This is a genomic window from Streptomyces sp. IBSNAI002 (genome assembly GCF_052244475.1).
GTDB lineage: Bacteria > Actinomycetota > Actinomycetes > Streptomycetales > Streptomycetaceae > Streptomyces.
In genome coordinates this window covers 4,972,609-4,994,967 of sequence record NZ_JBQPXG010000002.1, presented here as the reverse complement: position 1 = coordinate 4,994,967, position 22,359 = coordinate 4,972,609, and the positions used below count along the sequence as shown (strand labels likewise).

Sequence of the window (22,359 nt, the reverse complement as noted above, 5' to 3'; positions counted from 1 at the left end):
GTGCGCGGGTTCGATGCGTTCGCCCCCTTGACCGGTTCGCTTAACGCACAGGCCACCGAGGCCTTACGCTCCTGCCTTGTCTTGATCTGAACCCACCGCACACGTGAAGGCGGAACCCCGAACATGGACAGCGCAGAATACGAGCGCAAGATCGCCGCCCGATTCGCCACCTTCGACCAGGACGGGTCCGGGTATATCGACCGGGAGGACTTCAGCGCTGCCGCGAAGGCCGTCCTGGCCGAATTCGGCACCACCGCCCGGTCGGACAAGGGCCAGGCCGTATTCGCCGGCGCGGAGGCGTTCTGGCAGGGCATGGCCGGGATCGCGGACGTCGACGGGGACCAGCGGGTGTCCCGCGAGGAGTTCATCACCGGCGCGGCGAAGCGGCTGCGGGACAACCCGGGGCGGTTCGCGGAGATCGCGCGGCCGTTCCTGCGGGCCGTGATCGCCGTGGCGGACGAGGACGGCTCGGGCGCGACCCCGGCGGCCACCGTGCGCGTCCTGCGCGTGCTGGGCACCGCGCCCGAGCTGGCCACGGGAGTGGCGGCGGCGCTGGACTCGGACGGCGACGGGCGGATCTCGGAGGACGAGATCCTGGTGGCGTTCGCGTCGTACTGCGGGGTGGAGGCGCCCGACGCGTGACCCCTGCGGGGGGCTTCGGCCGTCTGATCCCCCTGCCGGGGCTTCGCCTGCCTGCCTCGGCTTCGTGGCCGGCGCCCCGCCCCTGACCCGGGCCTGGGTGGTGGGGACGGGGCCGGGGTGGGGTCCCGCGCCGGACGGGGTCCGGGGCGGAGCCCCCCGTCGGGCTATGCGAAGACGACCGTACGGGAGCCGTTGAGGAGGACTCGGTGTTCGCTGTGCCACTTCACCGCGCGCGCGAGCGCCTGGCACTCCACGTCGCGGCCGACCGCCACCAGCTGGTCGGGAGTCACCTCGTGGCCCACCCGCTCGACCTCCTGCTCGATGATCGGCCCCTCGTCGAGGTCGGCCGTCACGTAGTGCGCGGTCGCGCCGATCAACTTCACGCCCCGGGCGTGCGCCTGGTGGTACGGCTTGGCTCCCTTGAAGCTCGGCAGGAACGAGTGGTGGATGTTGATGATCCGGCCGCTCATCTCCTTGCACAGGGTGTCGGACAGCACCTGCATGTAGCGGGCGAGGATCACGAGCTCGACGTTCTCCGCGCGGACGAGCTCCAGCAGCTGTGCCTCGGCCTGGGCCTTGGTGTCCTTCGTCACGGGGATGTGGACGAACGGGACGTCGTACGAGCCCACCAGCTCCGCGAAGTCCGTGTGGTTGGAGACCACGGCCGCGATCTCGACCGGCAGGGCGCCGATGCTCGAGCGGAAGAGCAGGTCGTTCAGGCAGTGCCCGAACTTCGACACCATCAGGATGACGCGCATGCGCTCCTCGGAGCGGTGGATCTGCCAGTCCATCCTGAACGAGTCGCCGATCGCGGCGAAGCTGGCGCGCAGCTTCTCGAGCGTCACGGCCGGCTCGGCCTCGAAGTGCACCCGCATGAAGAAGAGCCCGGTCTCCCGGTCTCCGAACTGCTGGCTGTCCACGATGTTGCAGCCGGTCATGAAGAGGTAACTCGACACGGCGTGCACGATGCCCTGCTTGTCGGGGCAGGACACGGTCAGGACGTACTGCGGGGGCTGGGGCTGTGCCTCGGGCTGCGGGTCGCTCATGACCGCATAGCCTTTCACACCGCGCGGGTGAGGATCTTCAACACTTCCAGCGACCGCGGCCGCACGTCCGGCTCGTCCCCGTCCGCCGTCGCCAGCCGTACGTGCGCCTCGCGCGCCGCGCGCACCGCCTCGGGCCATGCGTGGTGTTCCAGGTAGGCGGAGACGGCCGCGTCGGGGCCGACCTGGTGCATGATGCGCAGCACCCGCAGCACGGCCAGGTCGACCAGGGCCGCCTCCTGGGAGTCGCGGAAGATGGTGCCGACGTACTTCTCCGCCGACCAGCTGTCGAGCCAGGTGTCCTCGACGAGCCGGTACACGGCGTCGGTGACGTCCCCGTAGCCTTCGGCGCCGGCGAGCCAGGTGTCCTCGTGGAAGGCCGGATCGGAGAGCATGTGCAGCGCCGAGCGCACATTGCTGCGCCAGCGCCACCACGGCATGTCGTTCAGGGGCATGCCGCCCATGGTGGAGGAGCGGCCACCGCGACGGGAAGGGTTCTTCGAACCTTGGGCGAATGTCACGCCGACGATCGTACGTTCCCGCTCCGCGCGATCTTCAGGCACGTGTAAATAACCGGAGGAGACCATTCCCCCCGGCAATTCACCTTCACGTCACCGGATGTTGTGAACCCCTCACTCTTCAGTTACCCGTGGGGCGGAATGGTGCATGGACATGACCGATCGGCGACACACAGCAACCCTCTCCCACACCTTCCTGGCCACGGCGATCGCTGCGTGTCTCGCCGCCGGATGCGGGGTGCTCCCGGGCGACTCGGGGGGCTCCGGGCAGACCCTCACGGTCATGACGTTCGCCCCCGAAGGCACCAAAGCGACCAACATGCCCGGAATGACCGGCATGGCCAAGGCGTACGAGCGCTGGGTCAACTCCAAGGGCGGCATCAACGGACGCAAGCTGCGCGTCCTGACCTGCAACGAGAACAACACGCCCAGCGGCGCCGCCGACTGCGCCCGCAAAGCCGTCAACGAGAGGGCCGTGGCCGTCGTCGGCTCCTACAGCCAGCACGGACGCGCCTTCATGGCCCCGCTGGAGGCCGAGGGCATCCCGTTCATCGGGGGCTACGGCGTCTCCTCCGAGGAGTTCCAGTCGATCCTGTCCTACCCCGTCAACGGCGGCCAGCCCGTCCTCCTCGCCGGCGCCGGCCACCAGCTGGGCCGCGCCTGCACCCAGGTCTCGCTGGTCCGCCCCGACACCCTCGCGGGCGACTCGATGCCGATCCTGCTGAACGCCGGGCTCAAGGCCAACAAGATCGCCGACGCCTCCGACATCCGGGCCGCCGAGGACTCCGCGGACTTCTCGGCGCAGGCCCGCGAGGCCCTCGCCGACACCGCCACGACCGCGGGAGCCAAGGAGAAGGAGAAGGAGAAGGCCAAGGGGTGTGTGACCGCCGTGCTCGGCGAGCGCACCGAGACCTTCTTCGACGCCTTCCGCCGCGCCGACGCCCAGAACAAGAAGCCGCAGATCTCCTCGGTCCTCGGCAGCGTGAGCCAGTCCCTCGTGGACCGCACCGGCGGCAAGGAGAGCCCCTTCGAGGGTGCGCTCCTGACCAGCTGGTACCCGGTGGCCGCCGACCCGCTCTGGGACCCGATGCGCAAGGTGATCGCCGACCACGCCTTCGGCGACGACGGGGTCGACGCCGACGACAGCGGGACGCAGACCACCTGGATCGCGTACACGGTGCTGAACGAGGTCGTGAAGCGCTTCAAGGCAGGCGAGGACATCACCGCCCGCAAGATCACGCGGTCGCTCAACCAGTCGGAGGCCGTCGGCACCGGAGGCCTCACCCCGGATCTGAGCTGGCGCTACCAGGACATGCGCGCCGTCGCCGGCTTCCCCCGCATCGTCAACGGCCGGGTCACCTTCCAGGTCGTACAGGCGGGCCGGCTCGTCGCCCAGGAGGGCGAGCAGACGATGGACATGACGGCGACGCTGGAGCAGGCCCCGCGCGCGGCGTGACCGGGAGCCGTATGCCCCTTACCTGGCCCATGTGCCGTACGTGCCGTACATGCCCTACGTGCCGTACATGCCGTCCGGCCGCTGATGTCCGCCGGGGACCTCGGTGCCGTCGGGGTACGTGACCGTGGCGAAGCACGAGCAGGCCCAGATCTGGATCTGACCGGGGCGGTGGGCCAGCTCGAAGGGGCGGTCGTGCCAGGTGCCGTACGAGGTCACGGTGAACTGCTCGCCGGGCCGCAGCCAGTAGTCCTGGCCGAACGGCTCCAGCCACAGCTCCAGGAGCTCGTCCCCGCTGTTCTCGACCAGCATCGGAACGGGGTTCCCCAGCTTCTGAATGCCCTCCATGCTGAAGTCCCCGTCGATCGCGGACATGTTCTCGGCCAGGGGCGCCGTGACCCGGGCGAAGGTCATCGGCTCGGCGCCGGAGGCCTCGGCGGCCCCGGCGGCGGTCCCGGTCCCGGTACCGGGCTGCTCACCGCCGAAGAGCTGCCGCCACAGGGACGTCCGGCTCACAGCTGCGACTTGTCGCGCTTGGTGAGGGCGTACTTGGCCGCGATGGTGTTCCACAGGGTCGCGGCCGAGTCCTTGGCCTTCGTCGCCTCGCCGCTCGCCTTGTTGCCGGCGACGGCGTTGTCGGTGCTCTTCGCCTTGCCGTCCTTGCACTTGTCGTCGTCCACGTCGTCCGCCCAGGCGGCGTAGCTGTTGTCGGCGTTCGCCGAGGACTGCCAGGCCTTGGTGAGCGCCGCGGTCAGCTTCGCGTGGTCGGGGAGCTGGTCCACCTTCAGCTCCCGGAGGCGGGTGACGAGCTCCTCGCGCTGGCGGGCCGCGTCGCGCAGGTCGGCGGCCGCCTGGTCGAGGTTGCTGCAGGACTTGATGTCCTCCACGGCCTTGATCACCGAGGCCCGGCTGTCGTTGCTGTCCGCGAGGAGCTTGTCCAGCTGGACGGCCTGCGGGCGGCCCGGGTCGACGGGGGCCTCGCCGGCGGGCGCCGCCGAGCCGCCGCTCGCGGCGGGCGCGGGGGGCACCGCGGCCGGGTCGTTGTTCTGCGGCTTGCCGTCGCCGAGCAGCGAGCCGACGCCCAGACCGGCCACGACCAGGCCGATGACCACGGCGCCGATGACCGCGGGCGACACCCTGCGGGATGACTCCGGCGGGGGCGGGGGCTGGGACGGCGCGAACTGCGGGTTCTGGTGCGGCTGGTGGTGCTGCTGCGGCGGCGGTACGGGGCGCTGCCCGCGCGGCGGGTAGGAGCGCGGCGGGACCGGCGGCAGGTGCTGGGCGGTCCCGCCGGCGGGACCGGCGGCAGCCGGGGGAGCGTCGCCGCGGAACAGCCCGTCGAAGGGTCCGGGCCCGCCTGCCGCGGGACCGGCCGGCACGGGCGGCAGGTACTGCGTGGCGGCCTCCCCGTGCGCGGGGGCCGCGGGCACGGGCGGCAGGTACTGGGTCGCCGCCTCCCCGTGCGCCGGAGCCGCGGGCACCGGCGGGATGTACTGGGTCGCCGCCTCCTCGTGCGCGGAGGCCGCGGGGGCCGCCGGCACCGGCGGGATGTACTGCGTGGCGGCCTCCCCGTGCGCGGGGGCCGCCGGTACGGGCGGGATGTACTGGGTGACCGCCTCGGGCAGCGGCGGGTAGCCGTAGCCGTGCGGATCGCCGGGCCCCTCGTAGCCGGGGCCCACCACGTGCCCCGGGCCCGCCTCGGGCTGCGGCGGCGCCTGCGGGGGCTGCTGCTGCGGGTAGTCGGGGTGCTGCGGGTCATCGGGGTGCTGCGGGTAGCCGTACGCGGGCTCCGGACCCCACGGGGCACCCGGCTGGGGGGCGCTCCCCTGTCCGTTCTCCGTCACCGGGTCTCCTTCTCCGACTCGCCCGAACCTACGGAACCGTCGGTCACGCTACCCGGTCACGCACCGCGACCGGGAGGCCACCCGGCAACCTTCCCGGCCACGGCACTACGCGACGCGCGCCTCCAGCCGGGCCGTGAACTCCCTGACGGACGCTTCCTGCGCGTACGGCTCCAGCCGCACCCGGAAGTCGTCCAGGTACTCCGCGCCCCGGGTCGAGCGCAGGCCAGACAGCAGATCCGACGCCTGGGTGGCCGTCTGGCAGGCCTGTTCGACCTCCCGCTGCTGGACCTGCGCCGCCGCCAGCAGCAGCAGGCCGATGGCCCGGCGCCGCGCCTTGCCCTCCGGGAGGCCCCGCAGCGCCTCCGCCGCCTGCCGGGCCGCCGCGTCCGCCTGCCCCAGGTCCCGGTGACAGTGCGCCAGCTCGTCCGCGAGGTACGCCTGGTCGAAGTGGCGGATCCACACCGGGTCGTCACCCGACTCCGGCTCCGCCCGCTCCAGCGCCGTGACGGCCCGCGACGACAGCACCGCCGTCGCCCGGTTGTCGCCGAGCAGCGCGTGCCCGCGCGCCTCGGCGGCGTAGAACATCGCCTCCACGCGCGGAGTGACCTGGCCCCGCGTGCCCTCCTGCGCGGCCCGTGCCAGCTGAGCGATCTCCCGCGGGTTGCCCAGCTCGGCGGCGAGGTGGCTCATCGACGCCGCGAGCACGTAACCCCCGTACGAACGGTCACCGGCCGCCTGTGCGAGGCGCAGCGCCTGGATGTAGTAACGCTGGGCCAGGCCCGGCTGGCCCGTGTCCACCGCCATGTAGCCCGCGAGCTCCGTCAGCCGCGCCACCGCTCCGAACAGCGCCCGCCCGACGTGCTCCCGGTACGAGCCGCCGATCAGCCCGGACACCACGGAGTTCAGGTAGTGCACCACCACCGGCCGCACGTGCCCGCTGCCGAAGCGGTGGTCGAGCTCCTTGAGGGCCTCCGTGGTGGCCCGTACCGCCTCGACGTCGGACATCCCGACGCGCGAGCCGCCGCTGCGCGCCACCTGCGGGTCGGCGCCCGTGATCAGCCAGTCGCGGCTCGGCTCGACGAGCGCGGACGCGGCGACGCTCGAGCCCGCCAGGAAGTCGCGGCGCCCCACGTCGCTGCGCCACAGCTCACAGACCTGCTCGATCGCGCCGACGACGGTCGGGGAGAACTGCAGGCCGACGCCGGAGGCGAGGTTCTTGCCGTTGGCCATGCCGATCTCGTCGATGGTGACGGTCCGGCCGAGTTTGCGTCCGAGCGCCTCGGCGATGATCCCGGGCGCCCGGCCGCGCGGCTGCTGGCCCCGCAGCCAACGGGCCACGGAGGTCTTGTCGTAGCGGAGGTCGAGGCCGTGTTCCGCCCCGCACATGTTGACCCGCCGGGCGAGCCCGGCGTTGGAGCACCCGGCTTCCTGGATGAGTGCCTGCAGCCGTTCGTTCGGCTGGCGGGCAACGAGAGGCCTGGCTGCCATGAAAACCCCCTGAGGCCGCGGGTGATCGTTGGAATGATCACTTCCCGCCTGATGTGCGGAGAATCTTCCGCTCTGCGTCGTGTCGCTACCCAGCAGCGGCGCCCCGGGCTCCTACGCGCCCCCGCCCGTGCATCGGTGCGCCCCGTATGCAGGATCGATGCTCCGCCCACCGGCCGGTTTACGCCCGTAACCCCAGGTGACCCGCGGAGTTGTGATGGGCGTGGAAGAGACCATGGGAGTCACGGAGACCGCACCCATCCCCAAGCAGCGCGGCGAGCAGCTGCTGGACCATGCCGTGCGGTACGCGGAAGAACGGCACTGGGATGTCTTCGCCGGCACCTGGCTGGAGGCGGGAGACGGGCGCGAGCTGTGCTCCTGCGGGGCGGCGGACTGCCCGGCTCCGGGCGCGCACCCGGTGGTGAAGGACTGGGCGGCGCAGGCCACCGGCAGCGCGGTGCGGGTCCGGCAGATCTGGGGCCGGCACCCGGGAGCCTCGATCCTCATGCCGACGGGCCGGACCTTCGACGCGCTGGACGTCCCGGACTCGGCCGGATTCCTGGCCCTCGCACGGCTGGAGCGGATGGAGCGCACGCTCGGGCCCGTCACCCTCACCCCCGACCACCGGATGCTGTTCTTCGTCCTGCCGGGCGCCGGAGCCAAGGTGCCCGACCTCGTGCGCAAGCTGGGCTGGACGCCGTCGGCGATCGACCTCGTCGCCCGGGGCGAGGGTGAGTACGTGGCCGCCCCGCCCACCCGCTACGGCGGCCGCGGCTCGGTCCAGTGGGCCCGGCGCCCCACTCCGGCCAACCGGTGGCTGCCCGACACCGAGGAGCTGATCGACGCCCTGGCGTACGCGTGCGGCAGCGAGGCCGCCGCCGAACGCAAGCGCCGCCAGGGCTGATCCGGCGGCCCGGGCCCGGGCCGCCACAAAGCCCTCACCGGAAAGCCCTCAGAGGGTCGTCACAGGGTCACCGGGAAGCCGTCGCAGAGCTGTCGGAGAGCCGTCGGAGAGCTGGCGGGAGGCCGCTGGAACGGCGCCGACCTGGGACGTTGTCAGTACATTGCTGACCGGAAACTCATGACATAAGTAACTGCTCAAGCCTCTCCCCCTCCTCCTATGGTGAAGACGGAACGACCAACGGGGACGTGTGACGAGAGGCAGGCGCATGCCGGACCAGGGTGATGCGACGGGTGGGACGTACGAGACGGGTGGCGCGCGACCCGCGCCGTCCGCCGTACGGGTGGAAGGCCTGTGGAAGCGCTTCGGCGAGCAGGTGGCCGTCGCCGGGATCGACCTGGAGCTGCCCGCGGGCAAGTTCATCGGTCTCGTGGGCCCCAACGGCGCGGGCAAGACGACGACCCTGTCGATGGTGACCGGGCTGCTGCGCCCGGACATGGGGCGGGTCCTCGTCGCCGGACGCGACGTCTGGGCGGACCCGGTCGACGTGAAGTCGCGGATCGGCGTACTCCCCGAAGGACTGCGGCTCTTCGAGCGGCTCTCCGGACGCGAACTGCTCGGCTACATGGGCCGGCTGCGGGGACTGCCGGGCGAGGAGACCGACAAGCGCGCGACGCAGCTGCTGGACGTCCTGGACCTGGCCGGCTCGCAGCACAAACTGGTCGTGGACTACTCGACGGGCATGCGCAAGAAGATCGGCCTCGCGGCCGCCCTGCTGCACAACCCCGAAGTCCTCTTCCTGGACGAGCCGTTCGAGGGCGTGGACCCCGTGTCCGCGCAGACCATCCGCGGAGTGCTGGAGCGCTACACCGCGTCCGGCGCCACGGTCGTCTTCTCCTCCCACGTGATGGAGCTCGTCGAGTCCCTCTGCGACTGGGTGGCCGTCATGGCCGCCGGACGGATCCGCGCCGCGGGCCCGCTGGCCGACGTACGGGGCTCCGCGCCCACCCTCCAGGCCGCCTTCCTCGAACTGGTCGGCGCCCACGGGCGCGACGCCGCCGGGGACTCCCTGGACTGGCTGGGCGGCGGCTCCGGAACGGCGGACACCCGATGACCGCGGTCACCTCCTCCGCCTCCCCCGCCTCTCCCGCCCCCGCCGACGGCGCCTCGCTGACCCCGGTGTTCGTCCGGCTGAAGCTGTCGCTGCTGCGCAACGGGCTGAAGGGCTCCTCCAAGCGCAAGGCCGCCTGGATCAGCTCACTGGTCTTCGCGGTGGTCGTCGGCTTCTTCGTCACGCTCGGCCTGGCCATGCTGCACGGCAACGCCCACGCCGGCACGGTCGTCGTCCTACTGGCCGCGATCCTGGCGCTCGGCTGGACCTTCATGCCCCTGTTCTTCCCCACCGGGGACGAGACCCTCGACCCGAGCCGGCTGGTCATGCTGCCGCTGCGCCCGCGTCCTCTCGTACGGGCCCTGCTGGCCTCCTCACTGGTCGGCATCGGTCCGCTGTTCACCCTGTGCCTGGCGATCGGCTCGGTCATAGCGGTCGCCCGCGGCGCCGGCGGGGTGGCGGCCGCGGTGGTGGCCGCACCGCTGCTCCTCGTGGGCTGCGTGGCCCTCGCCCGCGCCGTGGCCACGGCCAACGTACGCCTGCTGACCAGCCGCAAGGGGCGGGACCTGGCGCTGCTCAGCGGCCTGCTGATCGCGGTGGGCGCGCAGCTCGCCAACTTCGCCAGCCAGCGCCTGTTCCAGAGCGGCGGACTGTCCCAGCTGGAACCGGCCGAGGCGGTGGTGCGGTGGCTGCCGCCGGCGACCGCCGTCGGCATGGTCGACTCCGCGAGCAAGGGCTCGTACGGGCAGGCCGCGGCCCAACTGGCCCTCACGCTAGGCGCCCTGGCCCTGCTGCTCTGGTTCTGGGAGCGCAGCCTGACCAAGCTGATGGTCACCCCGGACGGTTCGACCCTCACGGCCGCCAAGCCGGAGAAGAACCGCGCCGAGCGCGGCTTCTGGGCCCTGCTGCCGGCCGGCCGGACGGGCGCCGTCATGCAGCGGACCCTGCGCTACGCCGTCCGCGACCCGAAGACGAAGTCGGCGTTCGTGACGGCCCTGGCGATCGGCCTGATCATCCCGGTCTTCAACGCCCTCCAGGGCACCGGCTCGCTCTACCTGGCCTGCTTCGGCGCCGGCATGCTCGGCGTCCAGATGTACAACCAGTTCGGACAGGACACCTCGGCGTTCTGGATGGTCGCCCAGACCCTCTCCACCCCGCACGAGGCCTACCTGGAACTGCGGGCGCGGGCCGCCGCGCTGGCCCTGGTCATCGTCCCGTACACGGTCTTCGTGACCGTGGTGACGGCCGCCCTGGTCGACAACTGGGCCGGCTTCCCGGCGGCGCTGGGCGTGGCACTGGCACTGGTCGGGGCGATGCTCAGCACGGGCGCGCTGGCCTCGGCGCGGTACCCGTACTCGATCCCGACGGAAGGCGCGTTCAAGAACGTCGCCCCCGGCCAGGCGGGACTCGCCTGGATGAGCATCTTCCTCGGCCTGCTGGCGTCGGCCCTGCTCTGCGCCCCGGTGATCGCCCTGACGATCTGGCTCAACGTGGCGGACCTCCAGGACGTGTCCTGGCTGGTACTCCCCGTCGGCGCGGCCTGGGGCGCCCTGGCCACCTGGTCGGGCCTGCGCCTGGCAGCCCCGGTGGTGGCACGCCGACTGCCGGAGATCCTGACGGCGGTTAGCAAGGGGTAAGGCTTCGGGTACTGCGGGGCCTGATTCCGGCGGAGGCTGATCAGGCCCCCGAAGCCCGACCCCAACCCCGGAGGCCAACCCCCCTCACAGCCTCAGCGTCTTGATGTCCTCCAGGAACGGTTCCAAGGCCGCGCGGAGGGCCGTCGGCTGGTCGTAGTGGAGGTAGTGGCCCGCGTCGGGGATTTCGGCGTACTGGCCTGCCGGGAGGACGCGGACCATTTCCTGGGCTTCGGCCCGGCCGAGTTCGCCGTCCAGGCCGCGGACGACCAGGGTGGGGCAGCGGACCTGGGCCAGTTCCTCCCAGTGGGCGTCGTGCACCCATGTCTCGCGGGCCGTCAGCATCTGGCGGCGGGAGAACAGCGGGCGCCAGCCGTCCTGGGCCTCGTGCATGACCTCGGCGAAGAAGGCACCGCGGCCGGGGTCGGGGCGTTCCACCCGGGGGTCGTCCTCGCCGAACCAGCGGCGCGCCGCGTCCTGGGTGGGGAAGGGCAGCGGCCAGCGGTGGAACCAGTCCGCCCACTCCTGCTGCGAGGCTTCGCCGAGGGCCGAGGCACGCATGTCGCAGATGACCACGGCTTCGACGAGGTCGGGGCGGCGGGCCGCGAGCTGCCAGGCGGTGAGGGCGCCCATGGAATGGCCGATCAGGGTCACGGGGGCGAGGCCGAGCTGCTCGACGACGGCCTCCGCGTCGGCCACGAACGCCTCGCGCGTGTAGGGGCCGTGCGCAGGGCGGTCGCTCTGGCCGTGTCCGCGCTGGTCCAGGGCGATGACGCGGCGGTGCCCGCCGAGCCAGCGGGCGGTGCCGGCCCAGTGGAAGGCACGGCCCATCAGCCCGTGGAGTAAGAGCACGGCGGGGCGGGAGTCCGGCCCTGCGGGCCGGGCCGCGGGCGCGGGGTCCGCTTCGCGGAACTCCCAGGCGGCCAGGCGTACACCATCGGCCCCTGTCACATCGATGCGCTGTACCACCGCAGATGCACCCCCTTCGCTCCCGGCCAGACTATCGAACCCGCATTCGAAAACGGGCGTCTCGCCGACAACACCGCTCTTTCGAGTGACCTTGCTCAAGGATTGGCCGCCGCTGCCGATGGAGATCCTTTCAACAGGGAGGCGAGCCGCTCGGGGAAGACGGTTCGAAGGGGACGACCTTGAGAGCTCGGGGCTCCAGGTCACAAGGGGAGGACCGGTCCCGGCGCCGCAAGGCGCCGGGACCGACCACATCCACACATCGAACGTCCACATCAGACGTCTACACCAGACGTCCACACCAGGCGCCTACATCAGACGCCCGCACCAGACGCCCGCACCGGAACGGATCAGCGCTTCGCCACGAACACGTGCGAGGCGACCTCCGCGTCCAGCTCGGCGGCCTCGCCGCCGCTGCCGACCAGGACCCCGCCCGGGGACTCGGTCACGCTCACCACCGAGCCGGGCTGCACGCCCGCCCGACGCAGCGTGTACATCAGCTGGGCGTCCGTCTGGATCGGCTCGCCGATCCGGCGCACGACCACGGTCTTGCCGTCGACGCCCGGGTCCAGCTCGTTGAGGCTGACCATGCCGTCCTCCAGGAACGGGTCGGCCTCGGCCTTCTCCCCCAGCTCCTCCAGGCCCGGGATCGGGTTGCCGTACGGCGACTCGGTCGGGTGACGCAGCAGCTCCAGCACCCGCCGCTCCACCGCCTCGCTCATCACGTGCTCCCACCGGCAGGCCTCGGCGTGCACCTGCTCCCACTCCAGGCCGATGACGTCGACGAGCAGACACTCGGCCAGCCGGTGCTTGCGCATCACGCGCGTCGCCAGCCGGCGCCCCTCCTCCGTCAGCTCCAGGTGCCGGTCGCTTGCCACGGCCACCAGGCCGTCCCGCTCCATACGCGCCACCGTCTGGCTCACCGTCGGACCGCTCTGGTCGAGCCGCTCGGCGATACGGGCGCGCATGGGGACCACACCTTCCTCTTCCAGCTCAAGGATGGTGCGGAGATACATCTCCGTGGTGTCGATCAGTCCGGACATTCGTGCCCCTCGGATTGCGTGCGCTGGCCCTGCCCCCAATTCTGACGCATCGGGCGGGGAACCGTCCCGTACCGAGCGTCAAGCCCTCTCCCGGACATCTCCGCGACACCGGCGGCGGAGATCTTCCCCGGGATTGACGTTCGTATTGACACGCCCTTGGTCCAGACCGCACGGTGAGCGGCGGACACGGACCCACCCCGTCAACCCGCCCCGACCCCCGGAAGGCCATCGGCGTATGAGCGAGAGCAAGCTGGCCGGTCAGTTCTTCGACGCAGCCATCGGCCTGCTGGAGCGGGTGCGCGACGAGGAGGCCTCGCAGATCGCCGAGGCCGGCACCCTCGTCGCCGACGCCGTGGCCGGCGGGAACCGGTTGTTCGCCTTCGGTGCCGGGCACTCCTCGCTGCCCGCCCAGGACGTGGTCTACCGGGCCGGCGGGCTGGCCCTGATGAACTTCCTCGCGGTCCCGGGCACGGCCGGCATCGATGTCATGCCCGCGACGCTCGGCAGTGCGCTGGAACGGGTCGACGGCCTCGCCGGCGCCGTCCTGGACAGCAGCCCCGCCTCCGACGGCGACGTCCTCGTGATCATCTCCCTCTCCGGGCGCAACGCGCTGCCGGTGGAGATGGCCATGAACGCCCGCGCCATCGGCCTCAAGGTGATCGGCGTGACCTCGGTGGCGTACGCGACCGGGACCAAATCGCGGCACGTCTCCGGGAGCTTCCTGAAGGACCACTGCGACGTGGTCCTCGACAGCAAGATCGCGGTCGGCGACGCCGAGCTGAGCCTCGACGGCATCGCCGCGCCCTTCGCCCCCGCCTCCACCGTCGTGACCAGCGCGATCATGCAGGCGGTCATGGCCGCGGCGGCCGGCGAGCTCGCGGCCCGCGGGATCGAGCCGCCGCTGCTGCGCTCGGGCAACGTCGACGGCGGCCACGAGTGGAACGGCCGCGTGATGCAGGAGTACGGCGACCGCATCTTCTTCCGCCACTAGGCCGCCTCCTGCGGACCCCGCCGGCGGCGGCTACCGGGCACGCGCCCCCGTCCCCGCCGCCAGGTCGAGGTCGGCGGCGATACGGCCCGCGACCTCCTCCGCGTAGGCCGCGTCCGGCCCCTCGAAGGCGGCCCGCGAGGGCCCTCGTACGAAGGTCACGGCTCCCAGGGTCCGCCCCCGGCTGCGCAGCACCGTGCACAGCACGTGCGCCGCGCCCTCGGGCCAGTGACGGGCCCGCGCCCATTCCGGGTCCGCCGCCCCGCGCGGGGCGCTTGTGCGCACCGAGCCGATCCGGTCCAGCGCCTGGAGCGCGGGGTGCCCGGCCTCGTACCGCACGGGGATCGCCCCGGGCCCAGGCAGCGCGGGCGGCGAGACGGCGGAGCGTACGAGCCGGCGCCGCTCGGGACCGGCCGAGGGGTCCAGTACGTCCAGCAGCGCGTGCTCGGCGAAGCCCGCGAGGGCGAAGTCCAGGCGGACGGCCGCCGCCTCCGCCGGGTCCTCGCACTCGGCGGCGGCCCGGCCCGCGCGGTGCAGCTGGTGGGAGCGGAACCGCAGCTGCGCGGTGTCCAGCTGGGCCTGCCGGGCCTCGGTGACGTCCTGGAACAGCCAGCCGACCCCGAGCGGCACCGGCTCCTCCGCGAGCGGCGAGGCCAGCCGCAGGAACCCGCACCGCAGGCACCGGCGCCGCGCGCCCTCCGGCGTCCGCACGGACACCCACAGCTCCACGGGGGCGGGCGGCGCCCCCTCGGCGAGCACGTGCTGGAGGGCGCCTTCCAGTTCCTCCACGCCCTGGAGGAGCAGTTCCCCGAGCGGGCGGCCGAGCAGCGCGGTGCGCCCGGCGCCCAGGGCGCGCGCGGCGTGCGCGTTGACCACGGCGGGCCGCAGGTCGACGTCGACGAGGACGACGCCCCACGCCGCGTCCTCCAGCAGGGCCTCGCTCAGCGCGATGGACCGCTCCAGGTCGATCTGTGCGTGCACCTCGCTGAAGGCGCAGTACACCCCGGCCGGCTTTCCGTCCGCGCCGGGCACCCCGGCGGACTGGGTGCGTACGAGAACGCGTCCGCCGTCCTTGGTCACCAGCGCGAACTCGTGCACCTGTCGGCCCGGCACCTCCTGGGCGGACATGAGCCGCTCGTGCACGTCCTGCGCGTCGGCGGCCCGTACCGCCCAGCCCTCGAAGCCCTTGCGCCCCACGGCCTCGGCGGCCGACCAGCCGAGGATCCGCTCGGCCTCGCGGTTCCAGTGGGTGATCACGCCGTCGGAGTCGAACGCGCACAGGGCGGCGTCCATCCCGTCCAGCAGCGCTGCGAGCAGATCGTCGTCGGTGGTCTCGTCACGTCCGGAAGCAGTCACCTGGCACCCCCAGCAGGTGTTCGCGTGTGCGGCACGTCAGATCATTGAACTGGAACGTGACGCAGCCCACACCCCGTTCCCCCGAATACCCCGTAATGATCCGTTTCGGCCGGAGCGGCGGAACGGACGGGGTTCTCGGGCGGGTCCGGAAAATAATCGGGTTGTGCGCCGCCGGACAGGCTCCTAGGCTCTGCCGTACACGAGAAGGGAGGTGGTTCCCGAAATGTACGGAAACCGGACGCGTGAGGTGGCTGCGGGCTAAAGCGCCCGTCGTCGCACGCACCCAGTGCGGTGCCCGGCGGGAACGCCAGGCGCCAATCCCAAGCAGTCACCCGACCCGCGGGCTTGCCGGTACGTCCGGCCGGCCCCTCCCCACTGCAGGGGGAGGGACCCGAGCCCGCGGGTCGCCTGCTTTTCCGGGCACCGCGGGCCCGTGGGCTCCGCGGACCTACGGGCAGAGCCGCTCGACGCGCCACTTGGCGGCGTCCGCACCGTCGCGCACGTACCGCAGGCGGTCGTGGAGGCGGTTCTCGTGGCCCTGCCAGAACTCCACCTCGTCCGGGACCACCCGGAAACCGCCCCACTCCGGCGGGACGGGGACCTGCTCGCCCTCCGGGTAGCGCTCCTCCAGCTCCGCGTAGCGGCGGTCCAGCTCGGCGCGCGAGGCGATCACCTGCGACTGGTCGCTCGCCCAGGCGCCCAGCTGCGAGCCGTGCGGGCGGGAGCGGAAGTACGCGGCCGTCTCGTCTCGGCCGACCCGGGCGGCGGTGCCGGTCACGATGACCTGGCGGGCGATGGGGTGCCAGGGGAACAGCAGGCCGATCTGCGGGTTCTCGGCGAGGTCACGGCCCTTGCGGGAGCCGTAATTGGTGTAGAAGACGAAGCCGCGCGCGTCGAACTGCTTCAGCAGCACCGTGCGGGAACTCGGGCGGCCCCCGGCAGTGGCGGTCGAGACGATCATCGCGTTGGGCTCGAAGACGTGCGCGACGGCGGCCTGCTGGAACCATCGCGCGAACTGGTCCATGGGATCGTCGGCGAGGCTCTCCTCGGGCACGATCTCGGAGCGGTACTGCTTGCGCATGAGGGCGGGATCAAGGTCCTGATGGGTCACGCCGGCCATCCTGCCGCAGTGCGCCTGCCGGGGGTGTGCCGTATGTCACGCTTCCGCAGTCCGGCCGGAACGGACAAAATCTTGGGGCCGGTCCGAGGGTCCCCGCACGGATGACCATCGGCCGTGCCGGGCATCAACGGGGATGACCGCGCCGGACCGCGAATCACGCCGGGAGCCGCGCGTGTTCGCACTATCTGAGGAGCCGCCTGATGTCCGACTTCGTACCCGGGCTCGAAGGGGTCGTCGCGTTCGAGACGGAGATCGCCGAACCCGACAAGGAAGGCGGTGCGCTCCGCTACCGCGGCGTCGACATCGAAGACCTCGTCGGGCACGTGTCCTTCGGGAACGTGTGGGGCCTGCTGGTCGACGGTGCGTTCAACCCGGGCCTGCCCGCCGCCGAGCCCTTCCCGATCCCCGTCCACTCCGGTGACATCCGGGTCGACGTGCAGTCCGCGCTGGCCATGCTCGCCCCGGTGTGGGGGCTGAAACCGCTCCTGGACATCGACGAGCAGACCGCCCGCGACGACCTCGCCCGCGCGGCCGTCATGGCGCTGTCGTACGTCGCCCAGTCGGCCCGCGGCCAGGGCCTGCCCATGGTCCCGCAGCGGGAGATCGACAAGGCGGAGTCCGTCGTCGAGCGGTTCATGATCCGCTGGCGGGGCGAGCCGGATCCCAAGCACGTCAAGGCCGTCGACGCGTACTGGACCTCGGCCGCCGAGCACGGCATGAACGCCTCCACCTTCACCGCGCGGGTCATCGCCTCCACCGGTGCGGACGTGGCGGCGGCCCTGTCGGGCGCCGTCGGCGCGATGTCCGGGCCGCTGCACGGCGGGGCTCCCTCGCGGGTGCTCGGCATGATCGAGGAGATCGAGCGCACCGGCGACGCCGTGGCGTACGTGAAGAAGGCCCTGGACAAGGGCGAGCGGCTGATGGGCTTCGGGCACCGCGTCTACCGCGCCGAGGACCCGCGTGCGCGCGTGCTGCGGCGCACCGCCAAGGAGCTCGACGCGCCGCGCTACGAGGTGGCCGCCGCGCTGGAGAAGGCCGCGCTGGAGGAGCTGCACGCGCGCCGCCCCGACCGGGTGCTGGCCACCAACGTGGAGTTCTGGGCCGCGATCATGCTGGACTTCGCGGAGGTCCCGGCGCACATGTTCACCTCGATGTTCAGCTGCGCCCGCACCGCCGGCTGGTCGGCGCACATCCTGGAGCAGAAGCGCACGGGCCGCCTGGTACGGCCGTCGGCCCGCTACATCGGCCCCGGCCGGCGCGACCCGCAGGAGATCGAGGGCTTCGCGGACATCGCCGGCACGGCCTGATCCGCGAGGCGCACACCCGGAGGGCGCCGTACCCCGTCGCGGGGTGCGGCGCCCTCCGTGCGCCCGGGCCCGGCTCAGCCCAGGACCGCGTCGAGGATGCGGGCCCACTGGGCGATCACGCGGTCGCGGCGGGCCGTGTCGTCGGTGAGCACGTTGGCCAGGCCGAGCCCGCGGGCCATGTCGAGGAGGCCCTGCACGGTCTCCCGTACTCCCGGCACGGACTCGTCCGCCCCCAGCAGCTCCACGGCGATGCGGTGGGTCTCCCGGCCGACCCGGGCCTCCAGTTCGGTGACCCGCGGGCGCAGCTGCTCCTCGTTGGAGGCGGCGACCCACAGCTGGAGGGCGGCCCGGAACAGGGTGCCCGTGTAGAGGTCGACGAGCGCCCCGACCACGGCGGGGCGGGCCCGGGCCGCCGGGCCGGTGTGGAAGAGCTCGCGCAGGGCCGTGGAACGCTCCTCGGCGACGTACTCGACGGCGGCGGTGAACAGGTCCTCGCGGGTGCGGAAGTGGTGCTGGGCCGCACCGCGGGAGACGCCGGCCCGTTCGGCGACGACGCCGACGGTGGAGCCCGCCCAGCCGTGTTCCGCCAGGCAGGAGACGGCGGCCTCGAGGAGGTGGCGGCGGGTGACGCGGCTGCGGGCCTGCTTGGGGGCGGGGGCCGGGGCCTTGCCCGCCGCCTGGGTCGTGGCCGCGCCCGTCACAGCGACCACGACGGGGCGCGGCGCTCGAAACGGGCGGTGATGCCCTCGCGTGCCTCGGCCGAGCCGAAGAGCTCCGCGGACAGCTCGGTCAGGCGGGGCCCGTCGCGGTCCAGGGTCTCGCGTACGGCGGCGGCGGTCAGCGCCTTGGTGGCGGCCAGGCCCTGCGGGGAGGCCTTGCGCAGGCCGGCGAGGACCGGCTCCAGGGCGGCGTCCACGTCTTCGGCGTACAGGGTGAGCAGGCCGATGCGGGTGGCTTCGGCGGCGTCGAAGGCCTCGGCGGTGAGGAAGTAGCGGGCGGCGGCGCGCGGGTCCAGGCGCGGGAGCAGCGGCATGGAGATCACGGCGGGGGCCAGGCCGAGGTGGGTCTCGGTGAAGGCGTACGAGGACTGCGGCCCGGCGGCGGCGATGTCGCAGACGCCGAGCAGGCCGAGACCGCCGGCCCGGACGTGGCCGGTGACGCGGGCGAGTACGGGCTTGGGCAGTGCGGCGATCTCGCGGAGCAGGGCGAGGAAGTCGGCCGGGGGGCAGGGGAACTTGAGGTCGGCCCCGGCGCAGAAGGTGGTGCCGGTGTGGGTGAGCAGGACGGCACGGACCGCCGGGTCCGCCCCGGCGTCGGCGAGCGCGGCGCGGAGGTCTGCGACGAGGTCGGCGGAGAGGGCGTTGCGGTTGGCCGGGGAGTCCAGGGTGAGGGTGGCGATGCCGGTCGCTCGCGCGGCGTGGACGGGTCGATCCATGTCTCCTCCGGAGGGGTCTGCGGTGGCCCTGCGGGCGGCTCAACGGTATGCGGTGGCCCTGCGGGCGGCTCGGCGGTGGTGGTTCGGCTGCCGCATCCCCTGCGGGTGGCTCGGCGGTGGGTGGCTTGGCTGGCGCATCCCCTGCGCGTGGCTCGGCGGGGGGGTGGCTTGGCTGGCGTACGCCCTGCGCGTGGCTCGGCGGGGGGTGGCTTGGCTGGCGCATCCCCTGCGGGTGGCTCGGCGGGGGTGGGGCCTGGTGGGTGGGGGCGGTGCGTGGTGCCCCTCCGGGGTGTCTCCTCGGCTCGCGCACCGAGGCCGGTCCGACGCCATCGGCCCCGGTTGCGCGCTCGTCCTGCGGGGACACCCCTGCGCGGCACCACTCCCCTCCACCACGTCGCGGTTCCGCTTCCGGAGCCCGGGCGTGGGGCGGGGTCAGTACGACTTGGGGAGGCCCAGGGTTTGGTGGGAGACGAAGTTGAGGATCATCTCGCGGCTGACCGGGGCGATGCGGGCCACGCGGGAGGCGGTGATCAGGGAAGCCAGGCCGTATTCGCGGGTGAGGCCGTTGCCGCCGAGGGTGTGGACGGACTGGTCCACCGCACGGACGCAGGCCTCCCCGGCCGCGTACTTGGCCATGTTCGCGGCCTCGCCGGCGGCCATGTCGTCGCCCGAGTCGTACAGCGCCGCGGCCTTCTGCATCATCAGGCGGGCCAGTTCCAGCTCGATGTGGGCCGCGGCCAGGGGGTGGGCCAGGGCCTGGTGGGCGCCGATGGGGTCCTTCCACACCTGGCGGGTCTTGGCGTAGGCGACGGCCTTGGCGAGCGCGTAGCGGCCCATGCCGATGGCGAAGGCGGCGGTCATGATGCGTTCGGGGTTGAGGCCGGCGAACAGCTGGAGCAGGCCCGCGTCCTCGTCGCCAACCAGGGCAGAGGAGGGCAGGCGCACGTCGTCCAGAACCAGTTCGAACTGCTTCTCCGCGGCCTGGAGTTCCATGTCGATGACCGAACGGGAGAAGCCGGGGGTCTCGCGCGGGACGATGAACAGGCAGGGCTTGAGGCGGCCGGAGCGGGCGTCTTCGGTGCGGCCGACGATGAGGGTGGCGTCGGCGATGTCCACGCCGGAGATGAAGACCTTGCGGCCGGTGAGGATCCAGTCTTCGCCCTCGCGGCGGGCGGTGGTGGTGATGCGGTGGGAGTTGGATCCGGCGTCGGGTTCGGTGATGCCGAAGGCCATGGTGAGGCTGCCGTCGGCGAGGCCGGGGAGCCAGATGCGCTTCTGGTCGTCGGTGCCGAAGCGGGAGATGACCGTGCCGCAGATGGCGGGTGATACGACCATCATGAGGAGGGGGCAGCCCGCGGCCCCGAGTTCTTCGAGGACGATGGACAGTTCGGCGATGCCGCCGCCCCCGCCGCCGTACTCCTCGGGCAGGTTGACGCCGAGGTAGCCGAGCTTCGCGGCGTCGGCCCACAGTTCGTCGGGGTGGCCGCCCTCGCGGGCGACGCGGGCGAGGTACTCGCGGCCGTACTTCTGCCCCAGGGCGGCGACCGCCGTGCGCAGGGCCTTGTGCTCGGGCGTTTCGATGGTGGCGGTGCTCATGACGTCGTTTCCTCCTGGACTACGGCGAGCAGGGCGCCGAACTCGACCTGCCGGCCCGTGGTGGCGTGGAGTGCGGTGAGCGTGCCGGAGGCGGGAGCGAGGATGCGGTGCTCCATCTTCATGGCCTCCAGCCAGAGCAGGGGCTGCCCGGCGGTGACGGCGGCGCCGGGGGCGAGGCCCTCGGCGATGCGGACGACGGTGCCGGGCATGGGGGCGAGGAGGGAGCCCGGTTCGGTGCGGTCCTGGGGGTCCGCGAACCGGGGGACGGGGGTGAGGGTGTGGGAGCCGAGGACGGAATCCACGTACAGGTCGGAGCTGTTCGAATTTTGTTTCACGTGGAACAGGCGCCGGATGCCGTCTACTTCGAGGGTGACGAGGGTGGGGCCGGCGGACAGTACGCGGACTCCCGGGTGGCTCACCGGGTGGTAGGCGGCCTGGTACTCGGTGCCCGCCACCGTGTAGCGGCGGGTCCGGGGCTGGGAGCGGACGTTGCGCCAGCCGCCGAGGCGTGCCGCCAGGGGGGCGTCCTCGGCCGGGGCCGCTTCGGCGAGGGCAGCGGCCAGGGCGGACAGGGTGGCGTCCGGGGTCCCTTCGGTGAGGGCGGGCAGATGGCGTTCGTAGAAGCCGGTGTCGGGCTGTCCGGCCGCGAACTCCGGATGGCGCAGGGACCGTACGAGGAGTTCGCGGTTGGTGGTCAGCCCGTGGATGCGGGCTCCGGCCAGGGCGTGGGCGAGGACGCGTACGGCCTCGGCGCGGGTCGGGGCGTGGGCGACGACCTTGGCGAGCATGGGGTCGTAGTGGATGCCGACCTCGTCCCCGTCGGTGAAGCCGGTGTCGACGCGGACCTCGCCGGGCACGGCGAGGGTGTGCAGGACGCCGGTCTGGGGGCGCCAGTCCCGGGCGGGGTCCTCCGCGTACAGGCGGGCTTCGACGGCGTGGCCGGCGGGGGCCGGGGGTGTGAGCGGCAGGGCCGCGCCCTCGGCGACGCGCAGCTGGAGGGCGACGAGGTCGAGGCCGAAGACGGCTTCGGTGACGGGGTGTTCGACCTGGAGGCGGGTGTTCATCTCCAGGAAGTAGGGGCGTCCGTCGGCGGTGACGAGGAACTCGACGGTGCCGGCGCCCTGGTAGGAGACGGCGCGGGCGGCGGTGACGGCGGCCTCGTGGAGGCTGTCGCGCAGGCTTTCCGGCAGGCCGGGGGCCGGGGCCTCCTCGATGACCTTCTGGTGGCGCCGCTGGAGGGAGCAGTCGCGGGTGCCCAGCGCCCAGACGGTGCCGTGGGCGTCGGCGAGGATCTGCACCTCGACGTGGCGGCCGCGCTCCACGTAGGGCTCGGCGAAGACCTCGCCGTCGCCGAAGGCCGACCGGGCCTCGGCGGCGGCGGCGTCGAGGGCCTCCGCCAGCTGGCCGAGGTCGCGGACCACGCGCATGCCGCGGCCCCCGCCGCCGGCCGCGGCCTTGAGGAGCAGGGGCAGGTCGGCTGCGGTGGCGGTGGCCGGGTCGACGGGTTCGAGGAGCGGGACGCCGGCGGTGCGCATCAGCTCCTTGGCCCGGGTCTTGGAGGCCATGGCCTCGATGGCCTCGGGCGGCGGGCCGATCCAGGTCAGTCCGGCGGCCCGGACCTCGTGGGCGAAGGCGGCGTTCTCGGAGAGGAAGCCGTAGCCGGGGTGGACCGCGTCGGCCCCGGCGGCGAGCGCGGCCTTGATGATCAGGTCGCCGCGCAGGTAGGTGTCGGCGGGGGCGGCGCCGGGCAGGCGTACGGCCGCGTCGGCGTCGCGTACGTGCAGGGCGTGCTCGTCGGGGTCGGAGTGGACGGCAACGGTGGCCAGGCCCAGGGCTCGGGCGGTGCGGAAGATCCGTACGGCGATCTCGCCGCGGTTGGCGACGAGCAGCGAGGTGATCGGCTGGGTCATGTGCGGG

20 protein-coding genes are annotated in these 22,359 nt (G+C 72.8%); 7 read left to right on the top strand and 13 right to left on the bottom strand.

All coding sequences use genetic code 11. The annotated features are described in order from the left end of the window. Window positions 1–123 precede the first annotated feature (123 nt). Window positions 124–642 carry an EF-hand domain-containing protein gene (locus ACTVZO_RS24210; protein WP_443300383.1) on the top strand — a complete coding sequence of 173 codons (519 nt, stop codon included), beginning with the start codon at window positions 124–126 and terminating at the stop codon, window positions 640–642. A gap of 164 nt (window positions 643–806) precedes the next feature. Here ACTVZO_RS24210 and purU read toward each other — a convergent pair whose 3' ends face one another. Next, entirely contained in the window at window positions 807–1,688 is an 882-nt protein-coding gene (gene purU / locus ACTVZO_RS24205) for a formyltetrahydrofolate deformylase (protein ID WP_443300382.1), read from the bottom strand. Window positions 1,689–1,702: 14 nt separating this feature from the next. Further along, window positions 1,703–2,149 (bottom strand): SCO4402 family protein, encoded by a 447-nt coding sequence (locus tag ACTVZO_RS24200; RefSeq protein ID WP_443303254.1) that lies wholly within the window; start codon window positions 2,147–2,149, stop codon window positions 1,703–1,705. A 208-nt stretch (window positions 2,150–2,357) separates the two neighbouring features. Between ACTVZO_RS24200 and ACTVZO_RS24195 the strand changes: the two genes are divergently transcribed. Continuing rightward, window positions 2,358–3,659, top strand: a complete 1,302-nt coding sequence (locus tag ACTVZO_RS24195) for an ABC transporter substrate-binding protein (RefSeq protein WP_443300381.1) — start codon at window positions 2,358–2,360, stop codon at window positions 3,657–3,659. Window positions 3,660–3,713: 54 nt separating this feature from the next. On the opposite strand, the gene ACTVZO_RS24190 is transcribed toward ACTVZO_RS24195, so the two are convergent. From ACTVZO_RS24190 to ACTVZO_RS24180, 3 genes are all read right to left on the bottom strand, one after another. Further along, window positions 3,714–4,172: a hypothetical protein gene (locus ACTVZO_RS24190; RefSeq protein ID WP_443300380.1), complete on the bottom strand. Its 459-nt coding sequence runs from the start codon at window positions 4,170–4,172 to the stop codon at window positions 3,714–3,716. Beyond that, on the bottom strand, window positions 4,169–5,500 hold the full coding sequence (locus ACTVZO_RS24185) for a hypothetical protein (protein WP_443300379.1): 1,332 nt from the start codon (window positions 5,498–5,500) through the stop codon (window positions 4,169–4,171). The genes ACTVZO_RS24190 and ACTVZO_RS24185 overlap by 4 nt, the downstream gene beginning before the upstream one ends. A gap of 105 nt (window positions 5,501–5,605) precedes the next feature. After that, window positions 5,606–6,988, bottom strand: coding sequence for a transcriptional regulator (locus ACTVZO_RS24180; RefSeq protein WP_443300378.1), 1,383 nt, complete (start codon window positions 6,986–6,988; stop codon window positions 5,606–5,608). A gap of 232 nt (window positions 6,989–7,220) precedes the next feature. Here ACTVZO_RS24180 and ACTVZO_RS24175 point away from each other — a divergent pair, with 232 nt between their 5' ends. From ACTVZO_RS24175 to ACTVZO_RS24165, 3 genes are all read left to right on the top strand, one after another. Beyond that, a complete protein-coding gene (locus ACTVZO_RS24175; protein WP_443300377.1) occupies window positions 7,221–7,889 on the top strand; it encodes a bifunctional DNA primase/polymerase in 669 nt (222 codons plus the stop codon). Between the two features lie 265 nt (window positions 7,890–8,154). Next, on the top strand, window positions 8,155–9,000 hold the full coding sequence (locus tag ACTVZO_RS24170; protein ID WP_443300376.1) for an ABC transporter ATP-binding protein: 846 nt from the start codon (window positions 8,155–8,157) through the stop codon (window positions 8,998–9,000). Beyond that, on the top strand, window positions 8,997–10,634 hold the full coding sequence (locus ACTVZO_RS24165) for a transporter (RefSeq protein WP_443300375.1): 1,638 nt from the start codon (window positions 8,997–8,999) through the stop codon (window positions 10,632–10,634). Before ACTVZO_RS24170 ends, ACTVZO_RS24165 begins: the two co-directional genes overlap by 4 nt. Window positions 10,635–10,718: 84 nt before the next feature. Here the strand turns inward: ACTVZO_RS24165 and ACTVZO_RS24160 are convergent, their stop codons facing one another. Continuing rightward, on the bottom strand, window positions 10,719–11,600 hold the full coding sequence (locus ACTVZO_RS24160; protein ID WP_443300374.1) for an alpha/beta fold hydrolase: 882 nt from the start codon (window positions 11,598–11,600) through the stop codon (window positions 10,719–10,721). Between the two features lie 347 nt (window positions 11,601–11,947). Then, window positions 11,948–12,640, bottom strand: a complete 693-nt coding sequence (locus tag ACTVZO_RS24155; RefSeq protein ID WP_362303314.1) for a metal-dependent transcriptional regulator — start codon at window positions 12,638–12,640, stop codon at window positions 11,948–11,950. Between the two features lie 235 nt (window positions 12,641–12,875). Here ACTVZO_RS24155 and ACTVZO_RS24150 point away from each other — a divergent pair, with 235 nt between their 5' ends. After that, window positions 12,876–13,631: an SIS domain-containing protein gene (locus ACTVZO_RS24150; RefSeq protein ID WP_443300373.1), complete on the top strand. Its 756-nt coding sequence runs from the start codon at window positions 12,876–12,878 to the stop codon at window positions 13,629–13,631. A gap of 30 nt (window positions 13,632–13,661) precedes the next feature. Here ACTVZO_RS24150 and ACTVZO_RS24145 read toward each other — a convergent pair whose 3' ends face one another. Both ACTVZO_RS24145 and pdxH read right to left on the bottom strand, forming a co-directional pair. Next, window positions 13,662–14,984, bottom strand: coding sequence for a PAS domain-containing protein (locus ACTVZO_RS24145; protein WP_443300372.1), 1,323 nt, complete (start codon window positions 14,982–14,984; stop codon window positions 13,662–13,664). Window positions 14,985–15,432: 448 nt separating this feature from the next. Further along, window positions 15,433–16,104: a pyridoxamine 5'-phosphate oxidase gene (gene pdxH / locus ACTVZO_RS24140; RefSeq protein ID WP_443300371.1), complete on the bottom strand. Its 672-nt coding sequence runs from the start codon at window positions 16,102–16,104 to the stop codon at window positions 15,433–15,435. Between the two features lie 200 nt (window positions 16,105–16,304). Here pdxH and ACTVZO_RS24135 point away from each other — a divergent pair, with 200 nt between their 5' ends. Continuing rightward, window positions 16,305–17,411 carry a citrate synthase 2 gene (locus ACTVZO_RS24135; RefSeq protein ID WP_443300370.1) on the top strand — a complete coding sequence of 369 codons (1,107 nt, stop codon included), beginning with the start codon at window positions 16,305–16,307 and terminating at the stop codon, window positions 17,409–17,411. Window positions 17,412–17,485: 74 nt separating this feature from the next. Here ACTVZO_RS24135 and ACTVZO_RS24130 read toward each other — a convergent pair whose 3' ends face one another. From ACTVZO_RS24130 to ACTVZO_RS24115, 4 genes are all read right to left on the bottom strand, one after another. Continuing rightward, entirely contained in the window at window positions 17,486–18,121 is a 636-nt protein-coding gene (locus ACTVZO_RS24130; protein ID WP_443300369.1) for a TetR/AcrR family transcriptional regulator, read from the bottom strand. Then, window positions 18,109–18,846, bottom strand: coding sequence for an enoyl-CoA hydratase family protein (locus tag ACTVZO_RS24125; protein WP_443300368.1), 738 nt, complete (start codon window positions 18,844–18,846; stop codon window positions 18,109–18,111). Before ACTVZO_RS24125 ends, ACTVZO_RS24130 begins: the two co-directional genes overlap by 13 nt. 432 nt (window positions 18,847–19,278) lie before the next feature. Beyond that, window positions 19,279–20,442: an acyl-CoA dehydrogenase family protein gene (locus ACTVZO_RS24120; RefSeq protein WP_443300367.1), complete on the bottom strand. Its 1,164-nt coding sequence runs from the start codon at window positions 20,440–20,442 to the stop codon at window positions 19,279–19,281. Beyond that, window positions 20,439–22,352, bottom strand: coding sequence for an ATP-binding protein (locus tag ACTVZO_RS24115; protein ID WP_443300366.1), 1,914 nt, complete (start codon window positions 22,350–22,352; stop codon window positions 20,439–20,441). Before ACTVZO_RS24115 ends, ACTVZO_RS24120 begins: the two co-directional genes overlap by 4 nt. Window positions 22,353–22,359: the final 7 nt, after the last annotated feature.